A 19,478-nucleotide genomic window follows, 5' to 3' on the forward strand; every position below is an offset into this window, starting at 1 on the left:
CAAATGAAAAGAATTATCTTAAAAATAAGCCTTCTGGCTATCCTATGCAGTACTTATCAGCGAAGTGCAGCACAGTCGTTCAAAGCTACAGCAATACCCGACCGGATTATCTTAACCTGGTCTGGCGATCCGGCAACCACACAGTCGGTAACCTGGAGAACCGATTCAACTGTTAAAACCAGCTTTGCACAAATCCTGGCCGAAAACAGTTCGCCAAAGCTCGAAAAACCCGCATCAAAAGAATATACGGCAAACGGTACCGTGCTGAAAGGCAAAGAATACGAAGCCGCAAATTACCACAGTGTAACCTTCGATCAGTTACAGCCCGATCAGGTATACACCTACCGTGTGGGCGACGGACAAAACTGGAGCGAATGGTTCCAGTTTAAAACTGGACCGGCAAAGGTTCAGCCTTTTTCATTCATCTATCTCGGTGATGCGCAGAATGACATCAGATCCAAATGGTCGAGGGTAATCAGAAAAGCATTTGCTACCCACGGCGATGCCCGCTTCATTGTACATGCCGGAGATTTAATCAACCGTTCTAACAATGACAACGAATGGGGCGAATGGCATTTTGGAGGCGGGTTCATCAACGGGATGATCCCCAGTATTCCTTCATCAGGCAATCATGAATATTTTCGCGACGAACAAAAAGCACTTACCCTTGATCCGCACTGGCAGGCCCAATACACCCTGCCGCAAAATGGTCCGGAAGGCTTGAAAGAATCGGTTTATTATACTGATTATTCCAATGTACGCATCATTTCCCTCAACTCTCAAATGATTGTACTGGATTCCAACTCCATGAAAATACAGGCAAAATGGCTGGAAGAGGTATTGAAGAACAATCCGCAAAAATGGACCATGATCACCTATCACCATCCCATTTATTCAACGGCAAAAGGGCGTGACAACAAAGAATTCAGGGAGCTCTTTAAGCCCTTGTTCGATAAATATCATGTAGACCTGCTGTTGCAGGGACACGACCATACCTATAGCCGCGGACAAAATCTGCCTTTTGGCACTTCGGGAAAGGTAGGCGGACCGATGTATGTGGTTTCAGTTGCCGGACCAAAAATGTACAAGGTTGATGTAAACCCCAAATGGATGGATGTTTTTGCTGAGGATACACAATTATTCCAGATCATTTCTGTTGATGGTGAAGACCTGAAGTATACGGCTTACAAAGCATCAGGAGAAGTTTTCGATGAGTTTAAACTCAAAAAGAAATCAAAAAACCAGGCGGCAGAATTTACCGATTTAAGAAAAAAGAAATAAATTAATTACGCTCCCGGGGCATCTGAAACGGTTGGTTGGATGACCAATGTTTAGGGTGCCCCTTTTTTTTTACTACAGCAACATAAACTTAACATATAAATTTCCGTTTAGCCTCTGCTAATTTTTATATTAGCAGGATATGTATTGGTACGAAGAAGAGGTCAGGCAACTTGAAAACAGGCAACGTGGAAATAAGGCCGATCCGGGTATTATATTTTATGGCAGTTCTTCCATCCGCATGTGGGACAGCCTGAAATCTGATTTTCCCGATCGCAGGGTTACTAACTTTGGTTTCGGAGGTTCTACCCTCGCGGCCTGCGTGTGGTTTTTCGATCGCATATTCACGGAGTTCAATCCGCAGGCATTTGTATTTTATGCCGGTGATAATGATCTGGGCGATGGCCGTCATCCCGAAGAGGTGTTTATCTTCTTCCAACAGCTGATGGCGGCGACCACATCAAAATTCGGAAACATCCCCTGCTTTTTTGTTTCACTGAAACCCAGTCTGAGCCGCTGGCACCAGGCCGATCAGTTCCGTTATGCCAATAACCTGATTGAGAGTGAAATTATCAAACTGCAAAACAACTGGAACTTTATCGACGTATTCAGTAAAATGCTTAACAAATCCGGAAATCCCGAACCATCCTTGTTTCAGGGTGACGGACTCCACCTTACAGCATCCGGTTATCAGCTCTGGAAAGAAATCATCACGCAGAAACTAAATAATTCATTACCAATTTATTAACAATCAGGTAATAAGTTGTCACTAATTTTCCCTCAAAAGCGACAGGCAAAAAATGAACAGGGAATACCATAAATGGTTCAGCCAAAACCTCCAGCGCGATATGGAGCTCTTGGTTTTTGGTTACGGAGGTAGTCCTGTATTACTTTTCCCTACACGTATGGCCCGCTTTTATGATTATGAGAATTGGGGAATCATCGCATCCTTAGCCCACAAAATAGAAAGTGGTACGATCCAGGTTTTCTGTGTAGACAGCATAGACCGTGAAAGTTTCTATAACGAAGATGTTTTCCCTTCGGTAAGAATTGAACGTCACCTGCAATATGAGCAATACCTGCTCGAAGAAGTAGTTCCGCTTATTCAGCAGAAAAATAACAGTACTTCGCTTGCTGCTGCGGGTTTCAGCATGGGCGCCTATCATGCCGTTAACCTGGCGCTTAAATACCCTACCCTGTTTAATAAAACGGTAGGCATCAGCGGCCGCTACGACCTTACCCATACCCCCGGACATTATAAAGATTTGCTTAATGGTTTTCACAACGAGAAGGTATATTTCAATATGCCCACACAATATCTCGCCAATCTAAACGACAGCCTCCTGCTCAATCAGCTTAAACAAATGGAGATTATTCTGGCTGTTGGCGAAACAGATCCGTTTTTACCGGAAAATCAACAGCTGAGCGCGCTGCTTTGGGAAAAGGGAATCAGAAACGAGTGCCACACCTGGGAGAGTGATGCACACCGCCCTTATTTCTGGCGCAAAATGGCACCCTTTTACATCTGAGTTATTTTTGCCGCAGATTCTCAAATGTTATTATTTCAATCCGAGAATCTGCGGAATATCACTAAATCTTTTGATCAAAAATCTTTAGTGCTTCCTGATCGTCAAATTCGACAATCAGTTTTTTAAGTTTTGCTTTCAGATCAGCCGTTAATTTCTCCTGTCCTTTTTGTCCATACATATTTTTAACTTGTTTTGGATCTGATTGATTGTCAAACAACTCCCAGCTGTTCACCTCACCATAAAAACGTGCAAGGGTATAACGGTCGCTTCTGATTCCAAAATGCGGATGCACATGATGAGGCTGTGGAAATTCATAGTAATGGTAATAAGCATCTTTTCTCCAGTTAGTAACTGCCTTTTCATCTTTTAGCAAAGGAAGTAACGATTTACCTTGCATATCGGCAGGCACTTTAATACCCGCAGCATCTAAAATGGTTGGCGCCCAATCGTTATTCAGTACAATTTTATCAGTGGTGGTACCTGCCTTGGTAAGTTTCGGGTAACGAACAATCATGGGTACATGGATGGATTCTTCATAAACAAAACGTTTGTCGAACCAGCCATGCTCTCCCATATAAAAACCATTATCAGAAGCATAAATCACAATCGTATTTTCACTTAATCCAGTCGCATCCAGATAATCCAGCATCTTACCGATATTGCGGTCGAGCGAATTGGCTGTGGCAAGGTAGTCTTTCATATACCGCTGAAACTTCCATTCTACCAAAGCTTTTCCCTCCAGTTTCAATGAATCAAACTCCCGTGTAACCTTGCCATAATAGGCTGAGTAAGCTTTGCGCTGTTCATCGTTCAACCTGCCAAACTGCCTCGATCCAAATTGCTTCTGCAGTGCGGCCTTTTCTTCCGGTGTTTTGGCTGCCTGGAACAGCTTATTAAGTTCCTTTTGTGATGGCGCATTCGCTGCGGGTTTGTCGAAACTCGCATGAACTTTCAGATCGCTGGTCAGGTTCATGGTTTTATCAATCGTCATATCCTGATCTTTTGCCGCTAAACGGGTTTCATAGTGATCATAAAAGGTAGAAGGTAGCGGAAACTTAATTTTATCGTAGGCACCCAGATCCTGAAGATCAGGCTCCCACGACCGGTGCGTCGCTTTTTCACCAACCACCAAAAAAAATGGTTTAGAGGGGTCGCGCTTTTCAATCCATTGTTTGGTCAAATCAGTAATGATATTGGTTACATAGCCCTCTTTTTGTGTTGTATCCCCTGCCGAACTAATGAAATCCGGATTGAAATACTGCCCCTGTCCGTTCAGGATATTATAATAATCAAACCCTTTAGGCAGATTACCCAGGTGCCATTTACCCAGCCAGGCAGTTTGATAACTGGCCTGCTGAAGCAGAACAGAAAATAATGTCTGGTTGGTATCAAACTTCTGCTCATTTAGCGGATAACCATTTTTGTGGCTATACTTACCTGTTAAAAGTGTTGCACGGCTTGGTCCGCAAATGGCATTAGTAACGACGGCATTATTGAACCGGACGCCTTGCTTCGCGAGCCGGTCGATGTTCGGCGTCTTTGCGATTTTAGCACCATAAGCTCCAACGGTTTGATAAGCATGATCATCAGAAAGGATAAAAATAATATTAGGCCTGTTCGGGATTTGCTGAGCCTTTAGTTGCTGAGCAGATCCACATACACTGATGAACCCAATCAGGGTGCTTAGAAAATTACGATAGTTTTTCATATTCCAAATGCCGCTATCATTATGCGCCAAATATATAAAAGAATTTTAAAAACTACCAAAATAGTAGACTTAACGTTAAAGATCTAGGATGAATATCCGTTGCTACAGATATTCATCCATTTATTGTCGACTGATCTGTAATTTACAGGTAGGTAACTTTCCCAGAATCCATCGCATATACTGCTCCCTTAATAATGATCTCCTTATTCTTTTCCATTTCGGCAAGCACAGGGCTCAGCTTCCGTATATCTGCTGTAATTTGCTTCACGTTTTCGATGCACACAGCATGTACATAGGCTTCATTTTTTGATGTCCTGTCACCTTCAGCCTTCGCCGCAACCACTGCAGGCTTTATTTTTGCCAGCAAACTGGTAATGTTTCCAAGTTTAACATCATCTATAGCCGATTTAACTGCACCGCAATGTTCATGTCCTAAAACGAGAACCAGCTTTGCTCCGGATACTTTACAGCTATATTCCATACTGGCCAGCTGATCGGTATTGAGCACATTCCCCGCAACCCGGCCAACAAAAACATCACCTATACCGCGGTGAAAAACATCCTCAACCGGCACCCTTGAATCAATACATGAAAGGATAACAGCTTTTGGGTATTGCCCTAACGCAGCCTGACGAACACGCTCTGAAGTATTCCTCACCGTAAGCCTGTCTTCCACAAAATCCTCATTTCCATCTTTCAACAAAGCAAGTACATCTTCCGGTTTAAGCAGGGCCTGCTGCTCTTTACTGAGTACCTTATTTTCCAATACATCGCTACTATCGATCTCTATCGAATCATCTGAAGAAATTTCTTTTGCTGTTGCCTGAGACTTCTGATCAGGGGTATTATTACAGGCCCCAAATAAGAAAACCAGCATAATAAACACTGGAAAAGTGGAAAAAATGTTTTTCATGGTGATATTGATTAAGTTTATTAAACTAAAAATATAAAAAAATCTCCGTCAATTAAAACATAAACATATGGACTATAGACACATGCAATAAAGTTAATCCGTTATTTCTGATCTTGAAGGTCCTCAAATGCCCGGGCAAGTATATCTACTGACTGAGCAAGCTCCAGTGCATTCATACTTCCAAAGCCCAGCCTGGTGGCCGTAATATTTCTGGATTGATATAAAATAGTTTTAGGCAAAAATAATCCCTGCTCGGCACATTTGTTTCGCAACTTAATCAGATTGACTCCATCAATCCACTGCAGCCAGAGCGCCAGGCCCCGTGATGGCACTGTAAAATCGATATATTTACCGAGCTTACCATTCAGTAGCGCAGCTAAATGATCCCTCCGTATTTTGTATAAACGCTTATTTTTTTTCAAAAGCCGGTAAACGTCCCCTTCCTTAATCCAATCGATTAATGCGAGCATTTTAATGGCGTCTAACTGAGGTTCCAGTATGCGCTGGTGTTTTTCAAGTTCAGAAATAAAGGTAGCTGGTCCGGACACAAAGCCACAGCCAAAACCAGCGGGTAGCGACCTGTCGAATGACCCAATATAAACCACCCGCGCTGCAGCATCCATAGTTGCCAAAGGCAGGATGGGATTGTTATCAAAATGAAAATCAAAGTCATAATCATCTTCCACAATCACAAAGCCATACAGGCTGGAAAGCTCCAGTATTTCGATTCGCCTTTTTGCACTCAGCGATACCGTAGTTGGATAATGATAAACTGAGTTCAGGTAAACGACCCGTACCTTTTGATCTTCACAAATTTTTCGAAGATATGTAGTATCAATCCCCTCTTCATCAACAGGTATAGAAATAATGTCTGCTCCGCTGTCCGTTATGGTCATATTTGCCGAATAGTAGCCAGGCGAAGCCACCACCACAAGATCTCCGGGAACAATCAGCAGTTTCATCACCAGAAAAAGACTGGTTGCATGATTGCTTGTATGGATTAACTGTAGGGCAGAAATTCTTAATCCACGCGTAAGATTCAGGTAATTTGATACTTGCTTTTTAAGTGCCAGCTGAACTTCAGTTTCAACATAGCCCAGCTGCAATTTTCTGTTGTGGCTTTTAAGCTTCGAAACATAAAGCCTTGCAACAGCACCATGATCGATCAGGCGCTGGTCGGGCCACCCATCATTAAACTGAAGAGGTAAATCACTGTTTTCGATGGGGCTCTCCAGGATGGATGAGTGTCTGAAAGTAAAACCGGTTTGAGGTGTATTCGCATTCCCGGCCGTTCCTGAATATGCTGGTTTAGGTAGCGCTTGTTTCTGATTCGATAAAATGAATGTCCCTTTATTGGGCAGAATTTCAATAAATCCCTGCGATTCTAAATCTCCGAAGGCTTTGATCAGCGTATTCCGGTTAACGGCTAATAACTTGCAAAGCACCCTGGTTCCCGGCAGTTTCGTGCCCTTGGGCAATTGTCCCAGCTGGATGGCTTTAATGAAACCAAAAACGATTTGTAAATAAATCGCAGTAGGGTCATCGGCGTTGAGCTGAACGAAACTTTTGAAGGGTATTTGAACCGGACTATCCATTTTATTAAAACTGGTATACTTTAGTGGTACGGCAAGATAGTACTTTTGAAAAAAAATAACGAAATGAAAAAAATTTACCTGACCATAATATTAAGTTGGGCCATCAGCGTTTATGCACAGCAAAAGCGCGACACTGTAATCAATATGAACGATGTAGTGATTAATGAGAATGGGTTTAAAACCCCCGTTTCCAAGCAAAACAGAAATGTTTATATCATCGACCAGGCCATGATTGCAAAATTACCAGCCCGTACATTACAAGAGCTTTTACAATATGCAAACGGGATCGATTTAAGACAACGCGGCCCCTTCGGCGGGCAGGCCGACATCAGTGTGGATGGTGGAAGTTTTGAGCAAACCGTTGTGTTGCTTAATGGCACCAAAATTATCGATTCGCAAACCGCACACAATATGCTCAATTTGCCTATCCCCGTTGAGGCTATCGAACGAATCGAAGTAGTGAGAGGCCCGGCAGCAAGAATCTATGGTATTAACAGCCTCACAGGAGCCATCAACATCATCACTAAAAAGCCGGTTAAATCAGGAGTCCTGGTTGATACGCATGCCGGAACCAACTTCGAAAAAGATACAGAAGGAACAGGCAAAACCTTTTACAATGCCGGAATACAGCTTGGGGCGGTACTCAGCAAAAAGCAGCATCAACACTCTTTTTACGGGTCGCAGGATAAAAGCAACGGCTACCGTTTCAATACGCAATTCGACAATACCCGGTTATTTTATCAGGGAAATTTTCAGATAGATAGCCTGAATGAAATCAATGCATCATTTGGCTACACAAAAAATGAATTCGGAGCAAATGCTTTTTACGCGGCACCAAGCGATAAAAATGCCATTGAAACCGTACAAACTACTTTGGCAGCAATACAATCTTCACACCTCTTGTCTGCACGGTGGTCACTAAATTCACGTTTAAGTTATCGTTACAACTTCGACGATTATCGCTATTTTGGAAAAATAAATCCTGATGCAGGCGTGAGCAAACATAGCACCAATACCTTTGCGGCCGAAGTATCCAGTGCATACAAAACCAATACCGGTGAACTGGCCTTTGGAACAGAATTCAGGAATGAAGATATTAATTCCTCAAACATTGGTAAACACCGCCGAGAGAACCTGGGTTTTTACGCACAGTATAAAACCAATCTGCTGCAAAAACTAAATGTAAATGCAGGTACTTATATCAATTACAATTCTTCTTACAAATGGCAGGTATATCCGGGACTGGACGCCAGCTATGAATTAAGCAATATTTTGAAAATTGTGGGCGCCATCGGAACCAGTCAGCGGCTACCGTCCTTTACCGACCTTTATTTAAGCCAGCGCCCCGGAAATATCGGAAACCCCGATGTGAGGCCAGAAAACGCTTTTCAAAGTGAAATAGGATTCAAAATCCTGGAGCAAAAACTCACCATCAATTCCAACTTCTTTTACAGAAGAATAGATCACTTTATCGACTGGATTCGCAGTACCACCAGCGAACCATGGCAAGCGAACAATGTGGGCCTTATGGTTACAAAAGGCATAAACATCCGGACCAATTATGCCGAAGAAATCGGCGGCAGTTCGAGACTTAATATCGGATTGGCCTACTCCTACCTGGAATCGGAGTTTAAAGATATGCAGGCCGGTCAGGCCTATAAATATCAGCTGTCATCTTTAAAACGCCAGCTTACCAATACGGTTGATTTTAAACACAAAGGCTCATCGGTTTTATTTGCCACCAGATTAAACCAGCGACTGTCGGGTGCATCCTACTGGATCAACGACTTCAGAATTAGTCAGGCAATAGATAAGTTTACCGTTTACGTAGATGCACAAAACATTTTCAACACCCAGTATTTCGAAATTGGAACTATACCCCTGCCATCGCGCTGGTGGAGTTTGGGTGTTAAGTTTAGTACTTTATAATTTAAGCCTTGCTTACATGCCCATTGTGATGAAGTAAAGTCATTAGTTGATGCAAAAACAACATTTTTACGCATCAGGAATAGAAGTATCTTTGGAGCTGGATGTAATTATTACATCCGGCTTTTTTTAATACAAAATTAACCCTAAATGAGTTACCAGAATATTTTCAAGGCTTTCGAAGCACTGAGCGTAAATGAACTTTATCAGATTTTACGTTTAAGAAATGAGGTATTTGTAGTAGAACAAAACTGCAACTATCAGGATGCAGATGGTAAGGATCAGCATTGCCACCATTTGATGATGTTTAAAGATGAGATGCTGGTAGCATACGCACGTCTTGTTCCTGCTGGCTTGTCTTTCGATGAAGTATCAATCGGCCGGGTAATTACCCACTCATCCGTAAGAGGAACTGGCGCAGGAAAACTGCTGATGCAGGCTGCCATTGATAAAAGTCGGGAAATTTATGGTGATGCAGCCATCAGAATAGGCGCTCAAACCTATGCAAAGGAGTTTTACGCCCGCCTGGGCTTTGAAGAAACCGATATTGAGTTTATGGAAGATGGCATCCCTCATCTTGAAATGGTGTTCAGGCCTGCGCACTAATTTTACGCCACCAACATACCTGGTTATTAAATTTTAACATTTCCATACAGGTAGAGCCTGTTCAGGGGGTATATTTTTCTGCCATCCTTTAGCCCTGCGTCACTGTTCGGTCGGGCTTTAGTCGGGGATTGGTCGGGCTTGTGACAATTGTACCCGACCAAAGTGTGACCAAATCCGGAGCCAGCCCTGTACCGACATTGAGCAACTGATCAGGAATACCTAGCCTCTTTGAGGCATCGATAGTTTCCAGTATGGTGAGAAAAAGCAAAACCAGGGATATTGCGTCAACATGCTGACCGCAATAACCCTGGCTTCGTTCTTAAAATCTTAAATATGAATTATTTATTCTGAAGTGCTGCTGTAGACTGTCTGATGTTAAGTTTTGTACCTAGTTTAACCATTTGAGGTTCAGGCTTCCTGTCGGTAGACTGAATATTCATTTTTTTAATGAGCAGCTTAATAATATATTCAGCAATATCCTGAATAGGCTGTTCAACGGCAGTTATAGATGGACTTACGTACTCCAGTAACTCAAAATCATCAAATGAAAGGATAGCTTTATTATTCAACGGGTTTCCCTCTTCATTTTTCGATAACTTCAATCCATCCATGGTGAGGTAGTTAGCCGCGAAAAGTAATGCCTTTAAATCGGGATTTTCTGAAATAAAGTTTTTGATCTGTTGTTGTGAAGATGCTGAGTTTTCATATTTCACCTTCAATACCCTGGGCTCATGGAAAGGCGCAATCATTTCTTCATAACCTGCCAATCGATCGAGCATCTGGCGCTGATCGGTATCGATGGTAATAAAGCCAATTTTATCAAATTTATTGTCCAGCAAGTGCCTGGTCGCATTTTGAGTTGAGCTGAAATTATCCGTAAGCACATAGTCTACATTTAATTCAGGCAGATAGCGGTCAAAGAGTACCACAGGAGCTCCGGAATTGATCAGGTTGATCACTTCTGTCTCTATGCCCTCAGCCAGCGCAATAATATAACCATCCACATGCCTGTCCTGAAATATTTTAAGAATTTCTGCTGCCCGGTTCTGGTCGTTTCCTGTACTGCTAAAAATAATTTTATAGCCGCTGGCCGAAGCTTTCTCATCTATAAATTTGGCAATTTCCGAAAAGAAAGGTTTCGAGATATCATCTACCAGGAAGCCTATAATTTTTGATTTGCCGGTACGTAAACTTCTGGCTAATGAACTGGGCTGATAGCCAAGTTCAGCAACAACTTTCTTGATTTTTTCTGTCAAAGCCTTGCTGATGTTTTTCTCCGCTGCCTTTCCGTTCACCACAAAGGAAACTGTTGTTACTGAAGCGCCTACCTTTTCAGCAATGTCTTTGATTGATATTCTTTTACTCATTAAACTCGTTAAACTAATCTTCATTCCGTTTTAACCACGACACTGTACGATAGCGAAAGCCTGGGGCCGTGTGTTAAATAGCGAATATCGCTAAAATAAGTATTCTTGGCGCACATGCAGAATAAAAAGGAAAAAACCTGACCAATAATTAGTTCAGTCTTGTAAAACTGTCACTTTTTTCAGGAATTTACTGACATATTTTCGCCTCATATTGCAGCCTTACCAAGGATACATTCCTGACTTTTTTAGTCAAAATGTCAAACTAATATAATATTAGTGTTTCATACTGTTTTTATTAAAAAATGGACAAGTTTTTGATTTAGGGTATTTAACTACACTTATTATGAAAATAAAAAAATTACTCCCATATCTTTTCGCATCTGCAATATCAGCAGTTGCTCTTTTTTCTTCCTTTAAACTAGCTGACCCTGAATTAGGTATTTCCACTGCTGTTTTTGTTTGGCTTGCCTGCATATGGAAACTTAGCGGGGATGAGAAAGACGAGCAATGTTTATCATGATCAATGTGATTGACTAGCTTGTTTACCTCAATTCTTCTTCTTAAGCCGCATCAAGGGCTTTAATTTGTATGGATAGCACAACCAGTTGCTCTCTGCCTGCAAACTCCATTTCCGCTTTAAAAACATATTTTCTAAACATTTTAGGGCATGTTCTGTTAGAACTAGAAAAGAAAGCAATTATGGGAAATTTACTTTATATCATCGCAGTAGTATTGGTTATCATCTGGTTAATTAGTTTCCTTGGCGGATACTATACCGGAGGAATTATTCACTCTTTATTGGTTATTGCTGTTATCGCAGTGGTTTGGCGTTTACTAGTAGGAAGATAGTTCTGAAACAGGCCGAATGAACGGCAACAGCATTCATGCATCCGGAGAGTTATCTTCAGAAACATATTTTAAAGTGCCCCTGCATGGGGCACTTTTTTTTGCATATCTCCGCCGAATAATTGCATCCTCCCTAACAGCTTATCCGTTAAATTCCTTTTGGTCTTCAAATATCGGGCGTTCGTCGATTAGTGCGGAAGGCTGGTATAATGCAGCATTTATTGCTGCAACGTTTTGCGCTTCATGACGTCTTATCATCAGAACAATCAATAAAAACATTATATAAAATTTAAATCAAAAGCATATGAAAACTCTTTTCAACACATTATTCGCCTCTTCTTTAGCTTTAGTATTATCAACTTCAGCAGTATTGTCAACCAGCGCAGCTGAAACCATTAAACCGGTTCATGCAACAAAATCGTTAAACTTCAAACGCATTAAAGTGAATGGCAACGTAGAAGTAACCATCGTTCAGGGAACACGCACAGGTGTAAGCTATAACGACGACAATAACGGCCGCGTTAAGGTATTGCAGAATGGCGACGCACTGGAAATTGTTTCTACTGATAATGCTCCGGCGAAAGTAACCGTGTTTGTGAACGACCTCTTCAGAATCCAGGCAGGTGACAATGCAAAGGTAAAAACTGAAGGAATGTTAAACACCAAATATCTTCAGGTTTTCTTAAGTGGAAATGCAGCTTTGGAGCTGAATTCACGCTCAGAGGGTTTATATACCGTGATTGAAGACAATGCTGATTTGATCTTAAGCGGATCAACTGGTGAGCACAATCTGGTTATGGGCGCCAGCCAGAAACTAACCATGAATAAATTCACGGCAGCAAAAACAAAAACAAGCTTCAGCGCTGAAAATGCCGTAGCCGCATTGAGTAAATAAGCAATAAAAAATACTAGTGCAAAAGAAAGGCGATCAATTGATCGCCTTTCTTTTGCATGAAGCTTTCTGCAATACTGTTTAAACACTATAAATTGAATTTTATTCCGGCAGAAATGTCTACATGGCCAAGGCTTTCTGCTTCTCCATCATTAAACGTTAACGTTGTTTCTGTAGTTCCTGAGGTATACTTCATTTTTTTAATCGTTCCGGTTACGAAGCCTAATTTAGCACCTATATATATGTTTTTTGCCACCTGATAATCATAAGCAAATCCAAGGTTACTTCCTAATGTTGCACCGTAAGTACGGTAGTTGCCTGACAGGCTCGCCTCGTCCTCATAGCTGAGATAACCCAATGCAATGTCTCCAACAAGAACGTGCTTCCCGTTCCGGCTGATGTGGCGACCACCCAGGCTCGGACCGATAAAACTGATGGTGATGTTATCTTTAAGTGTACCCGAAATGGTTGTCCCATTGGCAGTTGGAGTAGTGACATTTCCAATCTCGTTAGACGACTTGAAGGCATTGTAACTGACTCCTACCCCCCACTCGGCAAAAAAATAGTGAACATCAGCACCGAAATGATATCCGGATTTCAGCCCCCTAATGTATTGTTTTAGCGATGCAGGTACATTATCGGCTACCTTTCCTAACCGGTAGCTGTAACCGCCGTTAAGGGCGATTCTGAATTTAGATGTAGTTTGGTTTTGCTGGGCATTTGCCTGGTTCGAAAATTGGCATACAACCACTACAAACAAGGCGGATAAAATCTTCCTCATGTTTTAGAGCGTTAGTTAAAATTAGTTTTCTTTTCAAAGATATCTGAATTCTAATTTTTTACAAATAATTTTAGCGATAGCTGAAAAAATCGATTAAAAAGCTAGTTTTGAAAACCAGATTGATCATCCGAAAATCTTTTAAGCGAGCCATCTTGAAAAACCTCAAATACTATTTAGCTGCCATCCTTGCCTTCTCTATATGGGGATTTTTTAGTCTCGTATTAAAACCGCTGCATGCTTATGCCTCGCTCGATATCCTTTTTTACAGAGTATTTAGCTGTGCCCTGATTATGCTGGTAATTTCGCTGCTTTTCAAAAGACAAAAAATCAAAGAAAACATTGCTTTGTTCCAGGCACTGCCACTAAAAAACAAGCGCAATATGGTTTGGCTTAATGTTGGCGGGAGTATTTTACTCACGGCAAACTGGTTTTCATTTATTTATGTAATGAATCACGTCAGTGTGAGGGCCACTTCAGTAGCATACCTGGTTTGCCCCATCCTGACAACCCTATTGGCATATTTTCTTTTGCATGACAGGTTGAACAGGTTGCAGTGGTTTTCTGTAGCCTTGAGTTGTGTAGGATGCGTTTTGCTTTCTTACACCAGTATTTCCAATATGTTTTTCAGTACAATAGTTGGTTTAAGTTATGCCTGCTACCTGATTAGTCAGCATCAGAATAAAGGCTTTGATAAATTTATCATCCTCAACTTTCACATTGTGTTGGCTGCCCTAATCCTGATTCCTTTTTATCCTTCTTTTTCAGGGCCGCTGCCTACTGATTTTAAATTCTATTTCTATGTTGAAATTATCGCGGTAATCTATACCATCATCCCTCTGTTTTTGAACTTATATGCCCTGAGTGGCATCAGCTCTTCCAGGGTGGGTATGATCCTGAATATTAATCCCATTATTGCATTTGCGCTTTCGGGACTGGTTTATCATGAGCCTTTAGGAATACTTCAGATCTTCGCTTACGGACTGATTTTTCTTGCGGTCATTGTTTTCAATATCAAGCAAAGGATCAACTAAGTAGCTCATTAGCCCGTTTTGGCTAAATCAAAATCAGATCTGGCTAAATAAACACCTGATCAATACATCACTTTTGTATTGTTGATGATCGTTTGAAAAAAATGATCACAATTCATATTTAATAACATTGTTTAATTATTGAAAAGAGAACTTATGAAAGTTTTTGTAACCGGAGCAACAGGCTTTGTTGGCAATGCTGTAGTGAATGAATTAATTGGGGCGGGCCATAAGGTTTTGGGCCTCGCGCGGAATGACGAGGCGGCTGAACGTTTAAAGGCGGCTGGTGCTGAAGTTCACCATGGTGATTTAGAAAATCTGGATAGCCTCATTGCAGGTGCACAGTCTGCCGATGGCATCATTCATCTGGGATTTATTCATGATTTTACCCGCTTTGCTGAGGTTTGCGAAATAGACCGCATTGCTATTGAAGCCATCGGAAATACCATACTTGGAACGGATAAACCATTTTTGGTTACATCAGGTACATTAGTAGCCGGACCGGGACAACTGGCCAGTGAAGATACAATCCCCGACTATGAACATTCACATAACCCGCGGTTGGCATCAGAAAAGGCTGTTGATACACTTGCAGCGAAAGGTGTAAAGGTCTCTGTTGTCCGTTTATCTCCTTCAGTACATGGAGAAGGTGATTTGCACGGATTCGTGCCCATGCTGATTGATATCGCCCGTAAAAAAGGTGAATCAGCTTACATTGGCGCCGGACTAAACCGGTGGACCGGCGTACACCGTTTAGATGCTGCTGTGCTTTACCGCCTGGCACTCGACAAAGCGCAGCCGGGATTGCGTTTCCATGCAGTGGCGGATGAAGCTGTTACCCTTAAATCAATTGCAGAAATTATAGGCTCAAAATTGGATATACCAGTTGTGTCTAAGTCTGGGAACGCAGCAGCTTCACACTTCGGATTTTTCGAACATTTTGCTTCAATTGATGGCCCGGCCTCAGCCCACGCTACCCGCGAAACCCTGGGCTGGAACCCTACTCATCCATCATTACCAGAAGATTTGGTAAGTGGCATTTATTTTTAATATCTTAAGGAGATGGATAAGCTAAAATATCGGTTTAAAACCATTTCCGAATACCACAAACTAGCGGGCTTGCCTAAACCGGCACACCCGCTGGTGAGTGTGGTCAATCTGGAAAATGTACATATGCCGATGAAAAACCGATCGGTAAGTATGATCTTCGATTTTTATACAGTTGCACTGAAAAGGGTTCCTGATGCCAAAATAAAATATGGGCAGCAAATGAGCGACTTTGAGGATGGGGTGTTGTTTTTCATGGCGCCCGGGCAGGTGTTTACAGTGGAGGTATATGAAGACCGCACGCATCGCCCAACAGGCTGGATGCTCTTGTTCCACACCGATTTGTTATGGGGTACCCACCTGGCCAAAGCCATTAAACAGTACGATTTTTTTGACTATTCGCTTTATGAGGCCCTCCATGTTTCGGAAACGGAAGAGCTTACTTTAAATGCCATTGCACACCAGGTCGATCAGGAAGTAAATTCAAATACAGACCGCTTTACCCAGCAGGTTGTAATCGCCCAGCTGGAACTATTATTAAGTTACTCTGAACGTTTTTATCAGCGCCAGTTCATTACCAGAAAAGCCGGGCATCATGAAATCATCGACCGGCTGGAACAATTGGTGGGCGATTATTTTTCAAGTGGCTTACTGGCGGTAAATGGTTTGCCGAGCGTTGCGCAGATTGCTGCCGACCTGAACATTTCTTCCGGATATCTGACGGGATTGCTAAAGTCACTGATCGGGCAGAATACTCAGCAATACCTTCATGATAAACTCATTGAACTGGCCAAGGAAAAACTGTCTACCAGCAATTTATCCGTGAGTGAGATTGCCTATGAGCTGGGATTTGAACACCTGCAGTCGTTCAGTAAACTTTTCAAAACTAAAACCAGTTTATCGCCAATGGCTTTCAGGCAGTCGTTTAACTGATCATACGAATTTGATATAAAACACTATCGGGAATTTAAATTAAGAACTACCATGCTTCCTTTAATCCTTTTTTCAAAGCATTATTATACTTTTCCTGATCAAAACTATAGAGGTTTGGTGTGCGGTGCGCGCCTCCCTTGCGTCCTTCATCGTGTTTAATAAAAATATCATAAGCCAGCATTTTACGTTGGAAATTACCCCTACTCAATGGTTTATTGAGCAGAGTTTCGTAAAGGCGCTGCAGCTCGGGCATGGTAAACTGTTCGGGAAGCAGGCTATAGCCTATCGGTTTGTAGTTTAACTGAAACCGCATGGTATTCAGGGCTTCCTGATAAATTTTAGCATGATCCATCATCATCTCAGGCAATTCATTCACATCTTTCCATTCACAAGCCACAGAGATCTCATCTACAACGGGTATAATCTGTTCATAATCTACCAAAGCATAATAACCTACGGAAAGGAAACGCTGGCGGAACCAGATATTTTCTGGCATATAATGTAAATCACTTTCCGACCGGCCAAGTTCGCCAAAGGTTTTAAACTGCTCGAGAAAAACCTTTTCCGCCCCTGTGCGTTCCTGAAGAATGCTTTTCGCAGCTTCATCCAGATCCTGATCGTGACTTAAGTAACCCCCTGGTAAACCCCATTTGTTTTGCCCCTTCATTTTAATGAGTAGCACCTTGAGTGTATTGATATGAAATCCAAAAACCACACAATCGATTGATATGTGCGGCAGGTGCGTTTGATAGAAGGTTTCACTTCTTCGCTCAAATACAGAAAGGTCATCAATACAACAAAAGTATAAATTTATTTTTCCAGCCAAACCATTTGTGTGAAGGCGCCATTCGCAGCGATGTCCCAGGCCTCTACCCTTACCCACTTTCTGTTGGTAAGATTAACAGGCCAGCTGAAAGTCTCTTTACCAAATGCCCGGGTATGGTTCAGCTTTATATGTTCGCGGTATACTTTCTCACCATCACCAGAAACAATTTCAACGAAACTCAGCGGGAATGTCCAGCTCAGTTCCATTTTCACAGATGTTTTTGCAGCGTCCAGCCTTAACGTTTCTCCTGCCCCTTTGCCGTTAATGGTAAAAGAGGGAATGAGTACTTCGCCGGTGGAAACAAAAAACTTCCCGTTTCTGACCGCATCAAGTACCGGCTGCCAACCATTTTTGTAGCTGGGTACCTTATCTAACTGCAGATAGTTGACGTTCAGGTGCGCATACATTTCATTTTGATGGGTAACCGTAAAAATATCCGCTTCGGAAATTATATGTTTTTTCAATCCCCAATTCGCCATGTCATCCATCAGGTTGAGTACACGTTTACTTAACGTCGGGAGCGACAAATCGCCGGGGATTGCTTTCCAGGCTGCACCCATAAAAGTTTCTGATTTAAAAAAATCTTCATTTTTATATTTATCCGGATATCCTGTTGATGCCTTGGTACGGGCGTGAGCAGTCCATGCGAGTCCTTTTTCCATTTCCAGCAGTTTCAACATTTCTTCCTGAGTGCCTACATGGTATACTTTACCAAACCGGGGATCGTTCATTAAAAAAGGCTGATTTTCTTTTTTCGACATCACCCAATAAACTGGTTTTGGAAAAAAAGCCAGCCAGTGCCCCCCATAAAAGTTATTGGCCTCTTCTCCCGGCAACAGCAAAAAGTTCTGATCTGATAAACGCTCGGTTTGCCTGAAAAGGGCGTCAAGTTCTTTTAAACGGGTAGAATCCGGACCTTTGGGATGTCCCGGTCCATGAAACTCAGCCAGTTTAACGATATCGAGCCCTGCTTTCTTTAAAACATCCACAAATTCAGGCTTTTCAGGCACCGGTTTACCACTTAATACCACATCCGATATGAATTCATTATGGAAGTGGCTGGCCATGGTTTTGTACCCTTGCAAAGACTGGTAGGAATCATTATGAGTAAACTTCTTCACCTCAGCGAGTGCAAACTCTGCCTTTTGCGTACTGAGCAGGCAGAAAAAGTTGAGGCGTTGTTTCGTTTTCGGAGGTGCATTAAACCAGGGAACATAGCGCTTATCGCCTAATGGATCCTGTCTGATTCCAATACCATATCCTGGAATAAGGCCGAGATAGTTACTGCCTTTCCAGGTAAACTTCAGATTGAAAGCCTCATCAAGCGGGTAAAAATACTGATGCGGTGCAGGAAAAACAGCAATACTGCCACCCTGATTCTCTCCAATCACCGTGCGGTATTTTACTTCGAGGTTTTTACTTTCATCAGCATTTGATGCCGCCTCCCGTTGAAACTGATCACTTACATCGCTCCAGGCTACATTTTTCCATACATCCGTTTTTGTCACCAGCCCTGCATCATATAAAATTGCGGTGGAGTCTTTTTCCGTTGCCATTACTGCTGCAATATTAAACATTGGACTGCCATTATAAAATGTAATTTCCAGGTTCCCGTTGAAAATGGAAGACTCGAGTGCAGAAATGGTTACAATCGTTTGAGCGCCACTACTGGTTACCACCGCATTACCTTTATTAAATGTTATGGCATTTGTAGTATAAGGCCTGGTTGGTACGCGATCAAAGAAAACATCCCAACCACCACTCGATGGACTCAGTGTTCTGCTCCCAACCCTTAGTATGAATGCCGGATCAAGCTTAGCGGCTACTTGCTGATAAGTACCATGGGTACCGATAGCCAGACTGGTGAACAGCGGATTGTTCTGGTTAAGGTCTATGATCGCCCTCCCGGTTTTGCCGGCCCCGGCCGGCCATGTCAAAGTTAGTACGCTCCCCTTTGCCACCACCGATGCACCATTTTTCTTTAGCAGTTTCAAATCGATGGATTGCTGTGCATAGGAAAAGGCACCACAACAAATAAATACCAGGATCAGCAGTTTTTTCATAGGTGATTAGATTTGGTTAGAAATTAGGTAAAATGATTTAGTAGACAGAACGAACCTGTTTAATCGCCCTAATATAAGCGCTGTTCATTATTTTTTTTATTTGATTTGAAATTAAAGAATATTTACCTTGTAACATTATT

19 protein-coding genes are annotated in these 19,478 nt (G+C 42.1%); 11 read left to right on the forward strand and 8 right to left on the reverse strand.

The window, feature by feature from the left end:
* Positions 1 to 3: 3 nt before the first annotated feature.
* From AB669_RS11430 to AB669_RS11440, 3 genes are all read left to right on the forward strand, one after another.
* Complete coding sequence (locus tag AB669_RS11430) at positions 4 to 1,281, forward strand: metallophosphoesterase family protein (protein ID WP_047799430.1); 1,278 nt, start codon at positions 4 to 6, stop codon at positions 1,279 to 1,281.
* A gap of 139 nt (positions 1,282 to 1,420) precedes the next feature.
* Positions 1,421 to 2,026 carry a GDSL-type esterase/lipase family protein gene (locus tag AB669_RS11435; protein WP_047799431.1) on the forward strand — a complete coding sequence of 202 codons (606 nt, stop codon included), beginning with the start codon at positions 1,421 to 1,423 and terminating at the stop codon, positions 2,024 to 2,026.
* A gap of 52 nt (positions 2,027 to 2,078) precedes the next feature.
* Positions 2,079 to 2,807 (forward strand): esterase family protein, encoded by a 729-nt coding sequence (locus AB669_RS11440; RefSeq protein WP_047799432.1) that lies wholly within the window; start codon positions 2,079 to 2,081, stop codon positions 2,805 to 2,807.
* Between the two features lie 61 nt (positions 2,808 to 2,868).
* Here the strand turns inward: AB669_RS11440 and AB669_RS11445 are convergent, their stop codons facing one another.
* The 3 genes from AB669_RS11445 to AB669_RS11455 all read right to left on the reverse strand — a co-directional run bounded on the left by AB669_RS11445 (position 2,869) and on the right by AB669_RS11455 (position 7,023).
* Complete coding sequence (locus AB669_RS11445; protein ID WP_053058375.1) at positions 2,869 to 4,515, reverse strand: sulfatase; 1,647 nt, start codon at positions 4,513 to 4,515, stop codon at positions 2,869 to 2,871.
* A 142-nt stretch (positions 4,516 to 4,657) separates the two neighbouring features.
* Positions 4,658 to 5,428, reverse strand: coding sequence for a carbonic anhydrase family protein (locus AB669_RS11450; RefSeq protein WP_047799433.1), 771 nt, complete (start codon positions 5,426 to 5,428; stop codon positions 4,658 to 4,660).
* Positions 5,429 to 5,529: 101 nt separating this feature from the next.
* A complete protein-coding gene (locus tag AB669_RS11455) occupies positions 5,530 to 7,023 on the reverse strand; it encodes a PLP-dependent aminotransferase family protein (RefSeq protein WP_047799434.1) in 1,494 nt (497 codons plus the stop codon).
* 63 nt (positions 7,024 to 7,086) lie between these two features.
* On the opposite strand from AB669_RS11455, the gene AB669_RS11460 reads away from it, so the two are divergent.
* Together AB669_RS11460 and AB669_RS11465 are read left to right on the forward strand one after the other, a co-directional pair.
* Complete coding sequence (locus AB669_RS11460; RefSeq protein ID WP_047799435.1) at positions 7,087 to 8,952, forward strand: TonB-dependent siderophore receptor; 1,866 nt, start codon at positions 7,087 to 7,089, stop codon at positions 8,950 to 8,952.
* A 147-nt stretch (positions 8,953 to 9,099) separates the two neighbouring features.
* Positions 9,100 to 9,555 (forward strand): GNAT family N-acetyltransferase, encoded by a 456-nt coding sequence (locus AB669_RS11465; RefSeq protein ID WP_047799436.1) that lies wholly within the window; start codon positions 9,100 to 9,102, stop codon positions 9,553 to 9,555.
* A gap of 88 nt (positions 9,556 to 9,643) precedes the next feature.
* On the opposite strand, the gene AB669_RS22165 is transcribed toward AB669_RS11465, so the two are convergent.
* Both AB669_RS22165 and AB669_RS11470 read right to left on the reverse strand, forming a co-directional pair.
* Positions 9,644 to 9,823, reverse strand: a complete 180-nt coding sequence (locus AB669_RS22165; RefSeq protein ID WP_156166732.1) for a hypothetical protein — start codon at positions 9,821 to 9,823, stop codon at positions 9,644 to 9,646.
* Positions 9,824 to 9,893: 70 nt separating this feature from the next.
* Positions 9,894 to 10,922, reverse strand: coding sequence for a LacI family DNA-binding transcriptional regulator (locus AB669_RS11470; protein WP_047799437.1), 1,029 nt, complete (start codon positions 10,920 to 10,922; stop codon positions 9,894 to 9,896).
* Between the two features lie 343 nt (positions 10,923 to 11,265).
* Here AB669_RS11470 and AB669_RS22350 point away from each other — a divergent pair, with 343 nt between their 5' ends.
* From AB669_RS22350 to AB669_RS11490, 3 genes are all read left to right on the forward strand, one after another.
* A complete protein-coding gene (locus tag AB669_RS22350) occupies positions 11,266 to 11,442 on the forward strand; it encodes a hypothetical protein (protein WP_197082397.1) in 177 nt (58 codons plus the stop codon).
* Between the two features lie 179 nt (positions 11,443 to 11,621).
* Entirely contained in the window at positions 11,622 to 11,771 is a 150-nt protein-coding gene (locus AB669_RS22170) for a lmo0937 family membrane protein (RefSeq protein ID WP_156166733.1), read from the forward strand.
* 301 nt (positions 11,772 to 12,072) lie between these two features.
* Positions 12,073 to 12,663: a GIN domain-containing protein gene (locus AB669_RS11490; RefSeq protein WP_053058376.1), complete on the forward strand. Its 591-nt coding sequence runs from the start codon at positions 12,073 to 12,075 to the stop codon at positions 12,661 to 12,663.
* A gap of 85 nt (positions 12,664 to 12,748) precedes the next feature.
* Here the strand turns inward: AB669_RS11490 and AB669_RS11495 are convergent, their stop codons facing one another.
* Positions 12,749 to 13,441 carry a hypothetical protein gene (locus AB669_RS11495; RefSeq protein WP_047799441.1) on the reverse strand — a complete coding sequence of 231 codons (693 nt, stop codon included), beginning with the start codon at positions 13,439 to 13,441 and terminating at the stop codon, positions 12,749 to 12,751.
* A gap of 152 nt (positions 13,442 to 13,593) precedes the next feature.
* Between AB669_RS11495 and AB669_RS11500 the strand changes: the two genes are divergently transcribed.
* From AB669_RS11500 to AB669_RS11510, 3 genes are all read left to right on the forward strand, one after another.
* A complete protein-coding gene (locus AB669_RS11500) occupies positions 13,594 to 14,472 on the forward strand; it encodes an EamA family transporter (RefSeq protein WP_047799573.1) in 879 nt (292 codons plus the stop codon).
* 138 nt (positions 14,473 to 14,610) lie between these two features.
* Entirely contained in the window at positions 14,611 to 15,519 is a 909-nt protein-coding gene (locus AB669_RS11505) for an SDR family oxidoreductase (RefSeq protein ID WP_231582664.1), read from the forward strand.
* 12 nt (positions 15,520 to 15,531) lie between these two features.
* Positions 15,532 to 16,449: an AraC family transcriptional regulator gene (locus tag AB669_RS11510; protein ID WP_047799443.1), complete on the forward strand. Its 918-nt coding sequence runs from the start codon at positions 15,532 to 15,534 to the stop codon at positions 16,447 to 16,449.
* Positions 16,450 to 16,495: 46 nt separating this feature from the next.
* Here the strand turns inward: AB669_RS11510 and AB669_RS11515 are convergent, their stop codons facing one another.
* Positions 16,496 to 17,275 carry an NUDIX domain-containing protein gene (locus tag AB669_RS11515; RefSeq protein WP_231582665.1) on the reverse strand — a complete coding sequence of 260 codons (780 nt, stop codon included), beginning with the start codon at positions 17,273 to 17,275 and terminating at the stop codon, positions 16,496 to 16,498.
* Complete coding sequence (locus AB669_RS11520) at positions 17,260 to 19,338, reverse strand: hypothetical protein (RefSeq protein ID WP_047799444.1); 2,079 nt, start codon at positions 19,336 to 19,338, stop codon at positions 17,260 to 17,262. Before AB669_RS11520 ends, AB669_RS11515 begins: the two co-directional genes overlap by 16 nt.
* Positions 19,339 to 19,478: the final 140 nt, after the last annotated feature.

The organism is Pedobacter sp. BMA (genome assembly GCF_001027745.1).
Taxonomy (GTDB): Bacteria; Bacteroidota; Bacteroidia; order Sphingobacteriales; family Sphingobacteriaceae; genus Pedobacter.